Source organism: Mycobacterium sp. (assembly GCF_032162105.1).
Taxonomy (GTDB): Bacteria; Actinomycetota; Actinomycetes; order Mycobacteriales; family Mycobacteriaceae; genus Mycobacterium.
Genome location: NZ_JAVRPS010000291.1, coordinates 1 through 14,304 on the forward strand (window position 1 = coordinate 1; position 14,304 = coordinate 14,304).

The window sequence follows — 14,304 nt, forward strand, 5'->3', positions numbered from 1 at the left end:
CCAGGAACTCGAGACCCAGGAGGCCGATGAGGGCGACGTGGTGCTGCCCAGCCGCAACCACGCGATCGTGCTGGTGTCCAACCTGCACCTGCCGACGCTGCGCGCGCTCGCATACGCCAAGGCCACCCGCCCCGACGTGCTGGAGGCCATCCACGTCAGCGTCGACGACAGGGAAGCCCGTGAGCTGCAGAGCAAGTGGGAGGACAGCGAGGCCGTCACCGTTCCCCTGAAGGTGATCGCGTCGCCGTACCGTGACATCACCCGGCCGCTGCTGGATTACGTCAAACGGATCACCAAGGAGTCGCGGCGCACGGTGGTGACGGTGTTCATCCCCGAGTACGTCGTCGGGCACTGGTGGGAACAGGTGCTGCACAACCAAAGTGCGTTGCGGCTCAAGGGCAGGCTGCTGTTCGAGCCCCAGGTGATGGTGACGTCCGTGCCATGGCAGTTGAGTTCGTCGGACAGGTTGAAGAACCTGCAGCCGCAGTCCGCGCCGGGCGATGCCCGCAGAGGCTTCCTCGATTGACGGACTATCTAGAGCTGACCGCGGGCCCGCCCGCGAACGGCGGAAGCTGCGTGGCACGCCACGACGGACGAGTGGTGTTCGTGCGGTACGCGCTGCCCGGCGAGGTGGTCCTGGCGCGGGTGACCGGCGAGCGCGGAAGCCATTGGCATGCCGAGGTCGTCGAGGTACTCGAGGCGTCACCCGACCGGGTCGATTCGCTGTGCCCGATCGCGGGCGTGGACGGTGCGGGGTGTTGTGATCTGGCGTTCGTGACACCGGAGGCGGCGCGACGCATCAAGGGCGACGTGGTCGGCAACCAACTCGGCAGGCTCGGTGGGTACGACTGGTCGGGGGTGGCCGAGGAGGTCGGCTCCGCGGGCGCGACGGGGTGGCGCACACGGGTGCGACTGGACACCAACGGCGAGGGTCACGCGGGTTATCACCGCTATCACAGTGCGGATCTCGTCATCGATCTCGCGTGCGCCCAGCTGCCGGTCGGCATGCTTGCCGGTCTGGATGGATCGCGTTGGCCGCCAGGGGCGGAGCTGCACGTCGCGCTCGACGACGAGGGCCAGCGCCACGTCGTGCAGTCGGGTCCCGGTCGGGCGAGCAAGGCGCCGACCCAGGTGGTGGAGGGCAGCTACGAAGCCACGCAGCGGGTGGGCCAACGGGTGTGGCAGGTGCCCGTCACCGCGTTCTGGCAGGCGCATCGCGACGCCGCCCGGGTGTACAGCGGGTTGATCGCCGAGTGGGCCGAGTTGAGCCCGGGCATGTCGGCGTGGGACTTGTACGGTGGGGCAGGGGTTTTCGCGGCGGTACTGGCAGAGTCGGTCGGAGACGCGGGGCACGTGACGACCGTCGACACGTCGCGGGGTTCTTCGCGAGCGGCCCGTGCCGCACTGGCGGACCTCGGTCAGGTGTCGGTGGTCACCGAATCCGTGCGACGCGTGTTGACCGGGCGGCCCGGCCGCGCCGACGTCGCCGTGCTCGATCCGCCGCGGACCGGCGCAGGCCGCGAGGTCATCGACCTGCTGGCCGCCGCCGGCGTGCCGCGGATCATCCACATCGGCTGCGAGGCAGCATCCTTCGCGCGCGACGTCGGTCTCTACCGGGGTCACGGGTACGCGGTCGAGGAGCTGCGGGTGTTCGACTCGTTTCCGTTGACCCACCACGTCGAGTGCGTCGCGGTGCTCACGCGCTAACGCGCGGCGAAGTGGCGTTGCAGCCGCCGATGCCGGTGCCCGAACAGCGCATTGATGCCTGCCGCGATGAGGGGCGTGGCGAGTCCGAGCCCGGCCCGCAGCTGGAAGGTAATGCGATCGTGGACAACGGCTTTGGTGCTGCCATCGGGTGTAACGCTGCGTTCGTGTTGCCATCGGCGCATGCTGAGCATCGTCGATTCCTCGAGAAAGGCACGTCCCTGCTGCAGATCGGCGATGGTGAGCCGGTCGTAGTCGAAGGGCAACACGCCGAACAGGCGCAGCCAGGACTTGCCGATCGAGACACCGATCGGGACGTTGTCGACCGTCATCGATTCCGCCCCGCGCGGCATCGACATCGTCATCCACGGGCGTAGTTCGTCGTTGATCCCCTCAGGGGTGACCACGCGTTGCCACACCCGGTCGGCGGCCGCGTCCACCACGCTCTGCCGCTCGATGACCGTCGGGTCGCCCTTCGGCCGCATACCGATCACCGTATTCGAGGAACTCGCGCCGGTGGGGTCTACGTCGTGGGTCCTCCGCGGCGGCCCGAATCACTAGACTTCCGTCAATGCCGACCGGTCTGCGACTGCTCAGCCGCGGCTCCTGGCCGGAGGCCAACCGGCTCGCCGCGATTCTGCGCAGCGAGACCGTCGGCGGGGTGCTGCTGCTGATCGCCGGCGCGGCGGCACTGGTGTGGGCGAACTCCCCGTGGTCGAACGTCTACCGCGACGTGTCGGAGTTCGCGTTCGGCCCAGAGGCCTTGCACCTGAAGCTCTCCCTCGCGTCGTGGGCCGCCGACGGACTGCTGGCGATCTTCTTCTTCGTGGTGGGACTGGAACTCAAGCGCGAGTTCGTCGCCGGCGACCTGCGCGACCCCGCGCGCGCCGCCCTGCCGATCGCCGCGGCCGTTGGCGGGATGATCGTGCCCGCCGCCATCTACGTCGGGACCAACCTGGCCGCGGGCCACCCCGAGAACCTCGACGGCTGGGCGGTGCCCATCGCCACCGACATCGCGTTCGCGCTGGCCGTGCTGGCGGTGCTGTCGACCCACCTGCCGACCGCGCTGCGCACGTTCCTGCTCACCCTCGCCGTGGTCGACGACCTACTGGCGATCACCGTCATCGCCGTCTTCTACACCGATCATCTGGCGCTGGGGCCGCTGGCCCTTGCGCTGCTTCCTGCGGGCCTGTTCGCGTTGTCCGTGCAGCGCGGCGTGACGCGGTGGTGGCTGCTGGTCCCGCTGGCGGTGGCCACGTGGGCGCTGGTGCACGCCAGCGGGGTGCACGCGACGGTGGCCGGGGTGCTGCTCGGCTTCGCGGTGCCGGTGCTCGGTCGGCATTCGGTGGCCGAACACTTCGAGCATCGGCTGCGGCCGCTGTCCGCCGGGGTGGCGGTGCCCGTGTTCGCGTTCTTCGCCGCCGGAGTCACGGTCGGGGGGTGGCACGGCCTTGGGTCGTCGCTGCTGCATCCGGTCACGGTTGGCGTGTTCGCCGCGTTGGTGGTGGGCAAGCCGCTCGGTGTCTTCATCACGACGTTCCTGCTGGCCCGGTTCACCGGGGCGTCGCTCGACGACGACCTTGCCTGGCGCGACGTGCTGGGCGTGGCGCTGCTGGCAGGCATCGGGTTCACCGTGTCCCTGCTGATCGGCGAGCTGGCGTTCGGTTACGGAACGCTAACGGGTGCCGACGCCAAGATCGGGGTGCTGACCGGATCCGTGGTCGCCGGTGCGCTGGCCGCGGTGGTCCTGGTCAGCCGCAACGCCGTCTACCGCCGCATCCACACCCTGGAGACCACCGACGCCGACCACGACGGCGTGCCCGACATCTATCGGCCTTGACACGACTGTCCTGACTACCCGTGGGTAAACTAACCAAATGCTCGAACAGATCCGCGGCCCCGCTGATCTGCAGCACCTGTCGCAGTCGCAGCTGAGCGATCTGGCCTGCGAGATCCGCGAATTCCTGATCCACAAGGTCGCTGCCACCGGTGGGCACCTTGGCCCCAATCTCGGTGTCGTCGAGTTGACGCTCGCGCTGCACCGGGTGTTCGACTCGCCGTACGACCCGATCATCTTCGATACGGGCCACCAGTCCTACGTGCACAAGATGCTCACGGGCCGCTGCCCGGATTTCGACAACCTGCGCAAGAAGGGTGGCCTTTCGGGCTACCCGGCGCGCAGCGAGAGCGAGCACGACTGGGTCGAGTCCAGCCACGCCAGCTCCGCGCTGTCCTACGCCGACGGCCTTGCCAAGGCCTTCGAGCTGAGCGGACACCGCAACCGTCACGTGGTCGCGGTCGTCGGTGATGGCGCGCTGACCGGCGGCATGTGCTGGGAAGCACTGAACAACATCGCCGCCTCCGGCAGGCCGGTGGTCATCGTCGTGAACGACAACGGACGCAGCTACGCCCCGACCATCGGCGGCTTCGCCGACCACCTCGCGGGCCTGCGTCTGCAACCCGGTTACGAGAAGCTGCTGGAGCGGGGCCGCGACACCGTCCGCGGCGTGCCGCTCATCGGTGAGCTCTGCTACCAGTGCATGCACAGCGTCAAGGCGGGCATCAAGGACGCGCTTGCGCCGCAGGTGATGTTCACCGATCTCGGCCTGAAGTACGTCGGCCCCATCGACGGCCACGACGAGCACGCCGTCGAGGTCGCGCTGCGCAACGCCCGCGGCTTCAACGCGCCCGTCATCGTGCACGTCGCGACCCAGAAGGGCATGGGCTACGGCCCCGCGGAGGCCGACGAAGCCGAGCAGATGCACTCCACCGGAGTGATCGATCCGCACACCGGACTCTCCACGTCGGTGGCGGCGCCCGGCTGGACGTCGGTGTTCTCCGACGAGCTGATCAAGCGTGCGGCCAAGCGCCGCGACATCGTCGCGATCACCGCCGCGATGCCCGGGCCCACCGGGTTGAGCGCGTTCCGCCAGCGGTTTCCCGACCGCTTCTTCGACGTCGGCATCGCCGAGCAGCACGCCATGACGTCGGCCGCCGGGCTGGCGATGGGCGGCATGCACCCGGTGGTGGCGATCTACTCGACGTTCCTGAACCGGGCGTTCGACCAGATCATGATGGACGTCGCGCTGCACGAGCTGCCCGTCACCATGGTGCTCGATCGTGCCGGTGTCACCGGGCCCGACGGCGCCAGCCACAACGGGGTCTGGGATCTGTCGATCCTCGGCATCGTGCCCGGCATGCGGGTCGCCGCCCCGCGCGACGCCGCCCGGCTGCGCGAGGAACTCGGTGAGGCGCTCGCCGTCAACACCGGGCCCACCGCGATCCGGTTCCCGAAGGGCGATGTGGGCGAGGACATCCCGGCCGTCGAACGCCGCTCGGGTGTCGACGTGCTGGCCGTACCCGCCGACGGTCTTTCGGCCGACGTGTTGTTGGTGGCGGTCGGACCGTTCGCCTCGATGGCGCTGTCGGTGGCCGAACGGCTGCAGAAGCAGGGCATCGGCGTCACCGTGGTCGACCCGCGGTGGGTGCTGCCCGTGCCCGACGTGATGGGCGAGCTCGCGACCGCGCACAAGGTGGTCGTCACCGTCGAGGACAACGGCGTGCACGGCGGTGTCGGGTCGGCGGTGTCGGGCGCGTTGCGTCATGCCGAGATCGACGTGCCGTGCCGCGACGTCGGACTGCCCCAGGAGTTCCAGGCGCATGCGTCGCGCGGTGAGGTGCTCGCCGAGGTCGGTCTGACCGACCAGCACGTCGCCCGCCAGATCACCGGATGGGTGGCGGCGCTGGGCAGCTCGGACGCCGAGACCGTCGGCAACCGGATCGACTAGCCGCCGCGCCGCAACGGCGTGTCCCGGTCAGCGGTTGGTGCGCATAGGCGGTCCGACCTGCGTTGTTAGGCTGGCGGAGTGGGCGATGGCGAGCAGTCCGGCAAGCCGAATCTGGCAGCATCGTCTACGATCTGATGGTCGCGCTCAAGGTTCACAAGGGCAGAGCATTCAAGCTCGTCCCCCGAGAAGCTATGTCGAGCTCGACGGCACGATGTGCGCAACGACGCCGGACCTGAGCACCTATTGCGGCCCGTGGTTCTTTCGTTTCTTCGTTTCGCCGGGCGGTACGTAGAAGAGTTCCCCTGATCCACGCATCCCCGCTTGTGTCACTAAGGCTCAAAGGCACCGGCACTGCTGTTCAGCAGCCTCGACGATGTTTGTCAGGAGCATGGCGCGAGTCATAGGTCCGATTCCACCCGGCATTGGCGCGAACCAGCCTGCCGTCCCAACGACGTCCGCTGCGACGTCACCGACCAACCCCGCCTCAGTTCGTGTGATGCCTACGTCGAGAACGACGGCGCCGGGTCGCAAGTCCTGCGCCCGGACCAATGATGCGGAACCGGCTGCCGCGATGACGATGTCGGCGCGAGAAATGTGGGTGCCGATATCCTTGGTCTCCTCGTGACACAGGGTGACAGTGGCGCTTTCGGTACTTCGGGTGAGCAAGAGTCCGAGCGGTCGGCCGACTGTCACTCCACACCCTAGGACGACGACATCAGATCCCGTCAACGGAATGCAGTATCGGCGAAGCATTTCGACGATGCCGCGCGGGGTACACGGCAGAATGCCGGGATCGCCGAGCACCAGCCTGCCCAGATTGATCGGATGAAGGCCGTCCGCATCCTTCGCGGGATCGATACCCTCGAGGACCACACCTCGGTGAATGGGCTTGGGCAGCGGGAGCTGCACGATGAAGCCGGTGCAGTCGGGATTCGAGTTCAAGTCATGCACCGCGCGCAGCACGTCCGCCTCGGTGGCGTCGTCGGGCAACTCTACCGAGATCGACTCGATGCCGACATCCGCGCAGTCCCGGTGCTTCCCGTTGACGTAGGAAACGCTTCCAGGATCCTGTCCGACCAACACCGTGCCCAATCCGGGCCGAATACCTTTATTGCACAGAGCATTTACGCGGACGCGTAACTCGTCCTTGATTGCCCTCGCAGTGTATTTACCGTCGAGAACATAAGTCTGCGACAGCGGCAACCGACCGGTATCGCCAGCGATCAAAGACATCAAAGGTCACCAGTCATTCGGGAAACACCACGGTCGTGCTGCCATTGACGAGCACGCGCCCGTGGAGGTGATGGGATACCGCACGGGCCAGCACTCGTTGCTCGATGTCTCGCCCCTTGCGAATTAGCCGTTCCGGGGTATCCCGATGGCTGACCGGCTCCACATCCTGAACGATGATCGGTCCTTCGTCGAGGTCGGCGGTGACGTAATGCGCAGTGGCTCCAATGAGCTTGACGCCACGCGCGTGCGCTTGGTGATACGGCTTGGCTCCCTTGAATCCCGGAAGGAAGGAGTGGTGAATGTTGATGCAGCGACCATCGAGGTACCTGGTGAGATCGTCTGACAAGATTTGCATGTATCGGGCGAGGACGACCAGCTGAACACCGTGTTCTTCGATGATGCCAATGAGTTTGGCCTCCTGCTCGCCCTTCGTCTGAGCGGTCACGGGCAGGTAGTGAAACGGTATGTCACTGAAGTCGATGTGGGCATAGGCATCTTTCGGATGGTTGGAAACCACACCAACGACGTCCATGGGGAGGTCACCGTTGCGCCATCGGTAGAGCAGGTCGACCAGACAGTGGTCGCTCTTGGATGACATGAGCAGCACCCGCATGCGATCGGACTGGCTCGTCATCGACCAGCGGGAGGAAAGCGGGGTAAGGCTTTCCTCCAGTTTCTCCGAGACCTGTGTCCCGTTGACGCCGCTCGGGACCTCGAACTCGATGCGGCAGAAGAACTGGTTGTTCAGTGTGTCGTTGAACTGTTGGGCGTCGAGGATGTTCGCCCCGATGCGGACCAGCGCAGCCGTTACCCGGCTGACGATCCCGGGCTTATCAGGACACGTGAATTTCACCGTGTACGAAGAGGGCATCATCTCAAGCTTTCAGGGCGGAGTGCGGCCTGCCGCAGTACGACGTTTGCGGCAATGTCCGAACGGGGTCGGGGTTTAGTTCACGCACTACAAAGTTAGCTGCGGAGCGGCCCAGCGCCCAGGCACTAATGACTGCTTTTCGGGTGTGAATACAGCTAGTGCGTCATGCGACATTCGACGTAGCGCCGATGTCATCCGCGGCCGATGGCGAGAGGCCAGACCCTGAGCCAGCAGAGCCGGGTCTATTCAAGGCTGGACGAGTCCCTCCCGCACCGCCAACAACGCGGCCTGCGTCCGAGAAGTCAAGTGCAACTTGGCCAGAAGGTTGCTGACGTGGGTACGTGCGGTACGTTCACTGATGGAGAGCTCGTTCGCAATGTCTCTATTGGACAAGCCGCGTCCGACCAAGGCTAGGACATCTCGTTCGCGGATGCTCAATGAACCCAAACCCAATGCAGGAGTCACCATCTGGTGGGTGAGCTGACGTGCGACAGCGGGATCGAGAAAGACTTCGTCGCGTATCGACGCACGGATCGCGGCTTCCACTTCGGACGGGTCGGCATCTTTGAGCAGGTATCCGGCGGCGCCGTTCTCCAGTGCGGCGTGGACGCGTTCGATCTCGCCAAAACTCGTCAGGACGACGATCCTCACTGAGGGGAATCTTCGTGATATCTCTTGTGCCGCCTGAACGCCGTCCATCCTCGGCATCTTTAGATCCAGCAGCACCACGTCGGGTAGTTGGCCGTGAGCGGCGAACGCTCTGAGCTTCTCGAGAGCCTCGTGGCCATCCACCGCCTCACCTATTGCGTCGATGTCCTCGATCGAGGCAAGGAAACTCATGATCCCGCGTCTAACGACCGCGTGGTCGTCAACGGTCAGCACCCGAATCGGCCCACGTTGCCCGTCGCGCGTCATGAGCGATGCCGCGACTGGTCGGCTTGCGGCGGGGGAGCAACGAGGTGGGCAGACACGCGCGTGCCCGCGGCGTCGCCGAGAGGGGCTAAGTGCAGGGCACCCGACCATCGATGCACCCGGTCTCGCATGGACGTGAGTCCGTAGCCGCTGCGGGCGCCGGTGCCCGGGCCCAGGCCGCTTCCGTCGTCTTCGACGACGACGTCCACTACACCGTTCTTCGATGGGCGCACATCGACGTCGATGTGCGCCGGTCCGGCGTGCTTCACCGCATTCTGAATCGACTCACTGACGATCTGGTATAAGTCCTCGACGAACTCGGGGTCGTTCTCGCGTAAGCCGTCGCCAATCGACAATCGAATCTTGACCCCCGTGCGCCGTGCCACCCCTTCGGCGAGAAGGCTGAGCGCAGGCCCGAATCCGAGTTCGGCCGCCGTCGACGGCTGGAGAGCCAACACGACACCCCGGAGGTCCCGTTGCACGGCCTGGCTGAGATCTGCCAGCTCCGAGGAGATTTCACCGATGATGCGCGATGGCTCCCCGACCACGCGATCCTTCACCGACTTCAGTGCGCTCGCCTGCATGCCGATGGCAAAAACTTGCTGGACGACCGAGTCATGAAGATCACGCGCGAGCCGTTTGCGTTCGTCGCGCCTGACCAGGATACGGTCCTGCTCGATCAGGAGGGCGCGGTCTACGGCCAGCGCTGCCTGCTCGGCCATCGCGGCGAAGAAACTCAGCATCGTCGGCCCGACGCGGCGATTGGCGGTGATATACACGTTGACGACACCCAATGCCTTGCCGCGGACGAGTAGCGGCGTGCTGACGAAGTCGTCCCAATTGAGCTGTGAGATGTACGAATGCATCGGCTCCCAATGTGGATCGCCGAGCATTGCCACTTTTCGATGTGGAAACACCATCTGTTGTCGGCGATCCATCGCCTGATAGGTCAACAGGGTTGCTCCCCGCCGATGTGACGCCATCAGCAGGTCGAAAAAACTGTCCACTTCGGCGAAGCCGGCCGAGCCCATCACTTGAAGCTCGTTGCTCATGGGCGACACGGTGATGATCTGCGTGCCTGCGACACCGTCGGACTGCTGAATCTCTCGAGCCATCGCGCCGAGGATCTGACTCACCGATCCGTCCGACGCCATGTTGGCAGCCGTTCGCGCGAGGGCGGCGATGCGCTGTTGGTGAAGGAGGTGCTCGGTTACGTCGCGAAACGTTACGACGAAACCGCCGTGCACTGATTGGCCAATTTGGTAGGCGAGCGCAACCTGCCGAGACGCAGAAGTCATGACGTATGCGATGTGTTCGCCGGCGAGCCTGTGCTCCTCCAGAGTGTCTGTACTGTCAGTCAGGCAAAACGGGCTCGCCGTGTCGAGGAGGTCACGTTCACCGCTGCCCAGCATCGCAGCACCTGTCGCGTTGACCCACACGATCGTGCCGCGTGAACCGACGATGGCGATACCGAGGCCGATGGCCTTCACGATGTCCCCAGGCGGCCAACCGCCGCCCCCGGCGGCCTCCGGCTCGGCAGACGGATGAGACGAGTGGACTGACGAATGCTTTGACATGCGTACCTCCATTCGCAACCACGCGGCGGCCGGTGCTCGGTGTGACCCGGTGCAGGAAACTCAATGCCCGATGACTATGGATAGAGCTCCGGTTTCGCCGTTCGAGTGTCTACAAGCAAACTTACCGCCGCGGCGGCCGCCGATTGAAGAATCGGACAGGTAGTGACCACACTCGGCGGGAGAACGCTAGCCACCGTCGCGACTGGACGCCCATCGATGCTCGGAAAGAAGGGTCGTGGCGATCTCGTGTGCGCCAATGATGCCGGAGGAATGGTGACTGGGGTTGTGACGTCTCGCGTCTGACGACCGCCGTCGTGGCCCGAGCAGACTGATTGCAGTGTCCCCGATGGTCTGAGGCGTCAGGCCGAGTGCAGGTCCATCCGGCGGTTGTCCTGCTTGTAAGGAGCCGGTGCCACGGTCGCGCGAATGGCCTTCTGCGGTCCGTCCGGATAGCCCCAGTGGACCGTCAGTTCAGAACCGACTTCAGCATGAGCGACATCGATTGTCGCAAGCGACAACATTTTTCGGAAGTAGTAGCTATACCCTCGCGAAGTCGTGACACCGACGAGTTCGCCGTCGCCGCTGGTCACCTTGTCTGCCCACATGAACCCTCGTTGATCACGGGGCATGTCCATGAACGGGTACTCGGCGCCTTTGTGAAACAGGTTCGCGAAGACATCCGTGACGTCATCGGGGTTCCAGACGAGAGTCCTGATGGCGCGTAGCGGTTCAGCCTTCTCGACCTCCAGTGCTTCCCTGCCCAAGAAATCGTGATCGAAGTTGATGTTGCGGGACCAGCCCAACTCGACGGGGCTGCGGTAGTAATTGCTGATGTCCTTGGCGTCGAAGCTGCCGGCGATGTACGCAGGCTGCGCATAGGACGGCATGGAGGCCAGGAACGTGTCGAGGTATCCGCTCATGTCGGTGTCGAAGATCGCAGGAATGTAGTCGGTCGCGATCGTTGGGAAGCAAGCCTCGAGGTGGTTGATCATCGTGACGCGGGCGCCTATCCGGCGCATCCCGAACTCGCGGCCCGCTTTGAAGACGGCGTTGTACACCTCGTCGGCATGAGCCCGTGGACCTTGCAATTCGAAGCCGATCTCACCTGACATCCCTTGTCGCAGCGCATAAACATCGTGGCCAGCGATCTGCACTGTCGCCACGTGCATGAACTTGGTATCGCGCAGCCCGGCGCCGGTCTGAGTGAGCTCCTCCAACACGCCCAATGAGGCGGGCCCCCCGACTTGGAAGATGAACCAGTCCTCGTCCGTGCACACGGCGTCGTAACTGCCGGCCTGTAGTTGGTGCTTGAGCCAGAAACCGCCACGGCCGTGGACCATGAAATCCTCGTCACCGAACCGCGTGACGATGCCCTCGTGGATGATCTTGCCGTTGGTGTTCGTGTGGACGACGTGTTTGGACTGTCCGATGGCGAACTTCGCGAAGCTATTGACTGAGTAGTCGCTAAGCAACTTGAGGGCGTCCGAGCCGCTGAAACGGTGTTGCCACAAGAATGACCAGTCCCCGAGGGAACACGTCTCCTTCCACGACATGCTCTCGTCGAACCAGTCGGTGTACTCGGGCGCCCCGAAGCGACTCCACGCGTAGACGGGCGGCGGTGTTCTCATGGCGGCCACGTTGAATGCCATTTGTGTCTCCAACTCCATCGGTGCGACTGTGGCAGTGCAGTATTCGTGCTGTAAAAGCGGTCTACTCAACGCTAAATCGAGGGCGGGCGATCCGAAATCGCCTTTTGACCTGACTAGTAGGTCGATTCGCGGAGGCCACTTAGGACATTTGTCGTACTGCGTGCTGGGTGCTGGAGATGGCATGCTGGGCGTGCGGTACGGCCGCTGCGCAATTTGTCGCAGTGGACGTGAGGGCCGGATCACCTGCTGTTCCCGCTCCCGGACGGACTCAGCGACGACGCCGGCGCCCTGCTCGGGCCGCTCGGCGTCGCGATCCATGCGGTCGGACTCGGTCACGTGCATACTGGGTCCGACGTGCTGGTGGTGGGCGCCGGACCCATCGGCGTGCTTGCTTGCCCGGTGGCCCGTCGGCGCGGCGCATCGCGAGTGTTCGTCGTCGAACCCCTCGAACATCGCGAACCACGGCCCTGCGCATCGGAGCTGATGCGGTGTTCACGCCCGAAGGCGGCGCCCCCGTGGTATGGATGCGACGGGTGGCCGCGGCGTCGACGTCGTCATCGAGGTTGCAGGAACCGACGCCGCCATCCAGATCGCGGTCGCGGCCGTCAGGCCGGGTGGTCGCATCGCGCTCGGCGGGATTCCGTCGTAGGACGCGTCGTCGTTTCCGGCGGCCGTGGCCCGCCGCAAGGGGTTGACGTTTGCCATGGTGCGGCGGATGAACGACACGTACTCGCGGGCTATCGCGATGGCCGTCGATGGTGTCGATCTCGATCTGCTCGTCACCGATCGACACCCACTGATGGAGGTGGCCAGCGCGTTCAATGCAGCGGCACAACGCCAAGGGGACAAAGTCATGGTGACTGTGTCCGCCAGTTGACCCATTCGATCAGACCACCGCTGCGGGGTCGCTGAGCCGTTCGCAACACAGCACCCAGTGCGCGACGGACGTGACCACTGGACCACCGGTACCGCTACCGCCCCAGATGGAGATCTCGCGGGTTTGGCCCAAGCGTCCCGCCGAGTGGGTCACTCTGCTCCCGGTCCAGCCGACGCATACGCTGCTCGGAATGGACGCCGAACTCGAACGTTGGAAGGCCGCCGGCCAGTACTTCGACTACCTGGGCTTCGACATCTTCTACCGGGTCGACGGCAGGGCGCTCGGGGACGGCCCGGTGCTGCTGCTGATCCACGGATATCCGTTCAGCTCGTTCGACTGGGCGCTGATCTGGCCCACCCTGGTCGAGCGGTTCACCGTCATCGCCCCCGACATGATCGGGATGGGCTTTTCGGACAAACCCGTCCCGTACGAGTACACGGTGCACGATCACGCCGACATGCACGAGGCGCTGCTGCACCATCTGAAGGTCGATTCCTGCCACGTGCTCGCCCACGACCTCGGCGACTCCGTTGGCCAGGAGCTCCTGGCGCGATACGAGGCCGGCGACCACGCCTACGGTGCACCGGTCATCGAGTCGATCACCTGGCTCAACGGCGGTCTGTTCAACGAGACCTACACGCCCCGACTGCTGCAGAAGCTGCTGTCGCGAACCCCGTTGGGCGGCATCACCAGCCGGTTCCAGAGTGGCCCACTGCCGCGGCGTGTCATGGACCGCACGCTCGACGAGATGTTCGGGCCGAACACGAAGCCGTCGTCGCGCATGCTCGACCAGTTCCACCAGATCCTGGACTTCAACGACGGTGCGCGGGTAACCCACAAGGTCGGCAGGTTCGTCAACGACCGGTACCTCCATCGCAATCGCTGGGTACGCGCGATGCGGGAGACCCTGGTTCCGATGCGACTCATCGACGGGCCGATCGACCCGAACTCGGGCAGGCACATGGCCGACCGCTATCGGGAGGTCATTCCCGACCCGGACGTGGTGATGCTCGCCGACGACATCGCCCACTGGCCGCAGATCGAGGCACCCGAAGCGGTGCTGACCCACTTCCTGGCCCACGTCGACCGCGTCAACGGGGCCTGACCGGGTCTACTCCTCGGCGGCGGGCGCGTCCTCGGGCGTGTCCACCGGCGCTTCGGCGGGCGTGGACAGCAGCGCGGCGGTCAACACCGGCACCGTCAACTTCCGCTGCCAGCGCCGTGCGCCCAACTCGGCCAGGAACGCGTCGACGGCGGCGGCGGTATCGTCCTGGTCCTCTGCGGCTTGCCAGTCCCAGCACAGCCTGCGCACCGTATCGGGCGTCAACAGGTTCTCGCTCGGCACCGAAAACCGTTGCGACAGTTCGGTCAGACCCGTTCGCGCGGCCTCCAGCCGTTCGGCCGCCTCGGGCTTGCGGCGGGCCCAGCGGGACGCCGGCGGAGGCCCCGTCTGCGGCTCGGACACCGTCGGCACATCCTCCGTGGTGCGGGCCCTGGCGAGCGCATCGAGCCACACCTGCGCGCTGCGGCGCTGACGCGAGCCACCGAACACCGGCAACGCGGTCAACTTCGGCGCCGTGTCCGGGTCCGTGGTCGCGGCGTTGATGATCGCGGCGTCGGGCAGGATGCGGCCTGGCGCGATGTCGCGCCGCTGCGCGATGTCGTCGCGCGTCGTCCACAGCTCCCGCACGGC

At 65.5% G+C, this 14,304-nt stretch carries 13 protein-coding genes and 1 pseudogene; 7 read left to right on the forward strand and 7 right to left on the reverse strand.

The window, feature by feature from the left end:
* Positions 1–526, forward strand: a pseudogene (locus QOC69_RS14910) (DNA-binding protein); the annotation flags it as partial.
* The gene (locus tag QOC69_RS14915) at positions 523–1,707 is read left to right on the forward strand and encodes a class I SAM-dependent RNA methyltransferase (protein ID WP_526440787.1); all 1,185 of its coding nucleotides are present in this window, start codon (positions 523–525) and stop codon (positions 1,705–1,707) included. The pseudogene QOC69_RS14910 and the gene QOC69_RS14915, both read left to right, overlap by 4 nt.
* On the opposite strand, the gene QOC69_RS14920 is transcribed toward QOC69_RS14915, so the two are convergent.
* Positions 1,704–2,189: an Rv1443c family protein gene (locus tag QOC69_RS14920; RefSeq protein WP_526440789.1), complete on the reverse strand. Its 486-nt coding sequence runs from the start codon at positions 2,187–2,189 to the stop codon at positions 1,704–1,706. The two genes, QOC69_RS14915 and QOC69_RS14920, sit on opposite strands and share 4 nt — an antisense overlap.
* 86 nt (positions 2,190–2,275) lie before the next feature.
* Here QOC69_RS14920 and nhaA point away from each other — a divergent pair, with 86 nt between their 5' ends.
* Positions 2,276–3,544 (forward strand): Na+/H+ antiporter NhaA, encoded by a 1,269-nt coding sequence (nhaA, locus tag QOC69_RS14925; RefSeq protein WP_526440791.1) that lies wholly within the window; start codon positions 2,276–2,278, stop codon positions 3,542–3,544.
* Between the two features lie 37 nt (positions 3,545–3,581).
* Positions 3,582–5,492, forward strand: a complete 1,911-nt coding sequence (gene dxs / locus QOC69_RS14930; protein WP_526440793.1) for a 1-deoxy-D-xylulose-5-phosphate synthase — start codon at positions 3,582–3,584, stop codon at positions 5,490–5,492.
* A 336-nt stretch (positions 5,493–5,828) separates the two neighbouring features.
* On the opposite strand, the gene QOC69_RS14935 is transcribed toward dxs, so the two are convergent.
* From QOC69_RS14935 to QOC69_RS14955, 5 genes are all read right to left on the reverse strand, one after another.
* Positions 5,829–6,725 carry a bifunctional methylenetetrahydrofolate dehydrogenase/methenyltetrahydrofolate cyclohydrolase gene (locus QOC69_RS14935; RefSeq protein WP_526440795.1) on the reverse strand — a complete coding sequence of 299 codons (897 nt, stop codon included), beginning with the start codon at positions 6,723–6,725 and terminating at the stop codon, positions 5,829–5,831.
* A gap of 13 nt (positions 6,726–6,738) precedes the next feature.
* Positions 6,739–7,596: a formyltetrahydrofolate deformylase gene (purU, locus tag QOC69_RS14940; protein WP_526440797.1), complete on the reverse strand. Its 858-nt coding sequence runs from the start codon at positions 7,594–7,596 to the stop codon at positions 6,739–6,741.
* A gap of 246 nt (positions 7,597–7,842) precedes the next feature.
* Positions 7,843–8,511 (reverse strand): response regulator transcription factor, encoded by a 669-nt coding sequence (locus tag QOC69_RS14945; protein ID WP_526440799.1) that lies wholly within the window; start codon positions 8,509–8,511, stop codon positions 7,843–7,845.
* Positions 8,508–9,539 carry a sensor histidine kinase gene (locus QOC69_RS14950; RefSeq protein WP_526440812.1) on the reverse strand — a complete coding sequence of 344 codons (1,032 nt, stop codon included), beginning with the start codon at positions 9,537–9,539 and terminating at the stop codon, positions 8,508–8,510. Before QOC69_RS14950 ends, QOC69_RS14945 begins: the two co-directional genes overlap by 4 nt.
* 905 nt (positions 9,540–10,444) lie before the next feature.
* Positions 10,445–12,070 (reverse strand): hypothetical protein, encoded by a 1,626-nt coding sequence (locus QOC69_RS14955; RefSeq protein WP_526440801.1) that lies wholly within the window; start codon positions 12,068–12,070, stop codon positions 10,445–10,447.
* 184 nt (positions 12,071–12,254) lie between these two features.
* Here QOC69_RS14955 and QOC69_RS14960 point away from each other — a divergent pair, with 184 nt between their 5' ends.
* From QOC69_RS14960 to QOC69_RS14970, 3 genes are all read left to right on the forward strand, one after another.
* Positions 12,255–12,383: a zinc-binding dehydrogenase gene (locus QOC69_RS14960; RefSeq protein ID WP_526440803.1), complete on the forward strand. Its 129-nt coding sequence runs from the start codon at positions 12,255–12,257 to the stop codon at positions 12,381–12,383.
* A gap of 24 nt (positions 12,384–12,407) precedes the next feature.
* Entirely contained in the window at positions 12,408–12,611 is a 204-nt protein-coding gene (locus QOC69_RS14965; RefSeq protein ID WP_526440805.1) for a hypothetical protein, read from the forward strand.
* 190 nt (positions 12,612–12,801) lie between these two features.
* On the forward strand, positions 12,802–13,716 hold the full coding sequence (locus QOC69_RS14970) for an alpha/beta fold hydrolase (protein ID WP_526440807.1): 915 nt from the start codon (positions 12,802–12,804) through the stop codon (positions 13,714–13,716).
* A gap of 6 nt (positions 13,717–13,722) precedes the next feature.
* On the opposite strand, the gene QOC69_RS14975 is transcribed toward QOC69_RS14970, so the two are convergent.
* Positions 13,723–14,304 (reverse strand): HRDC domain-containing protein (locus QOC69_RS14975; protein WP_526440809.1); only part of this gene is annotated, 582 nt, incomplete at its 5' end.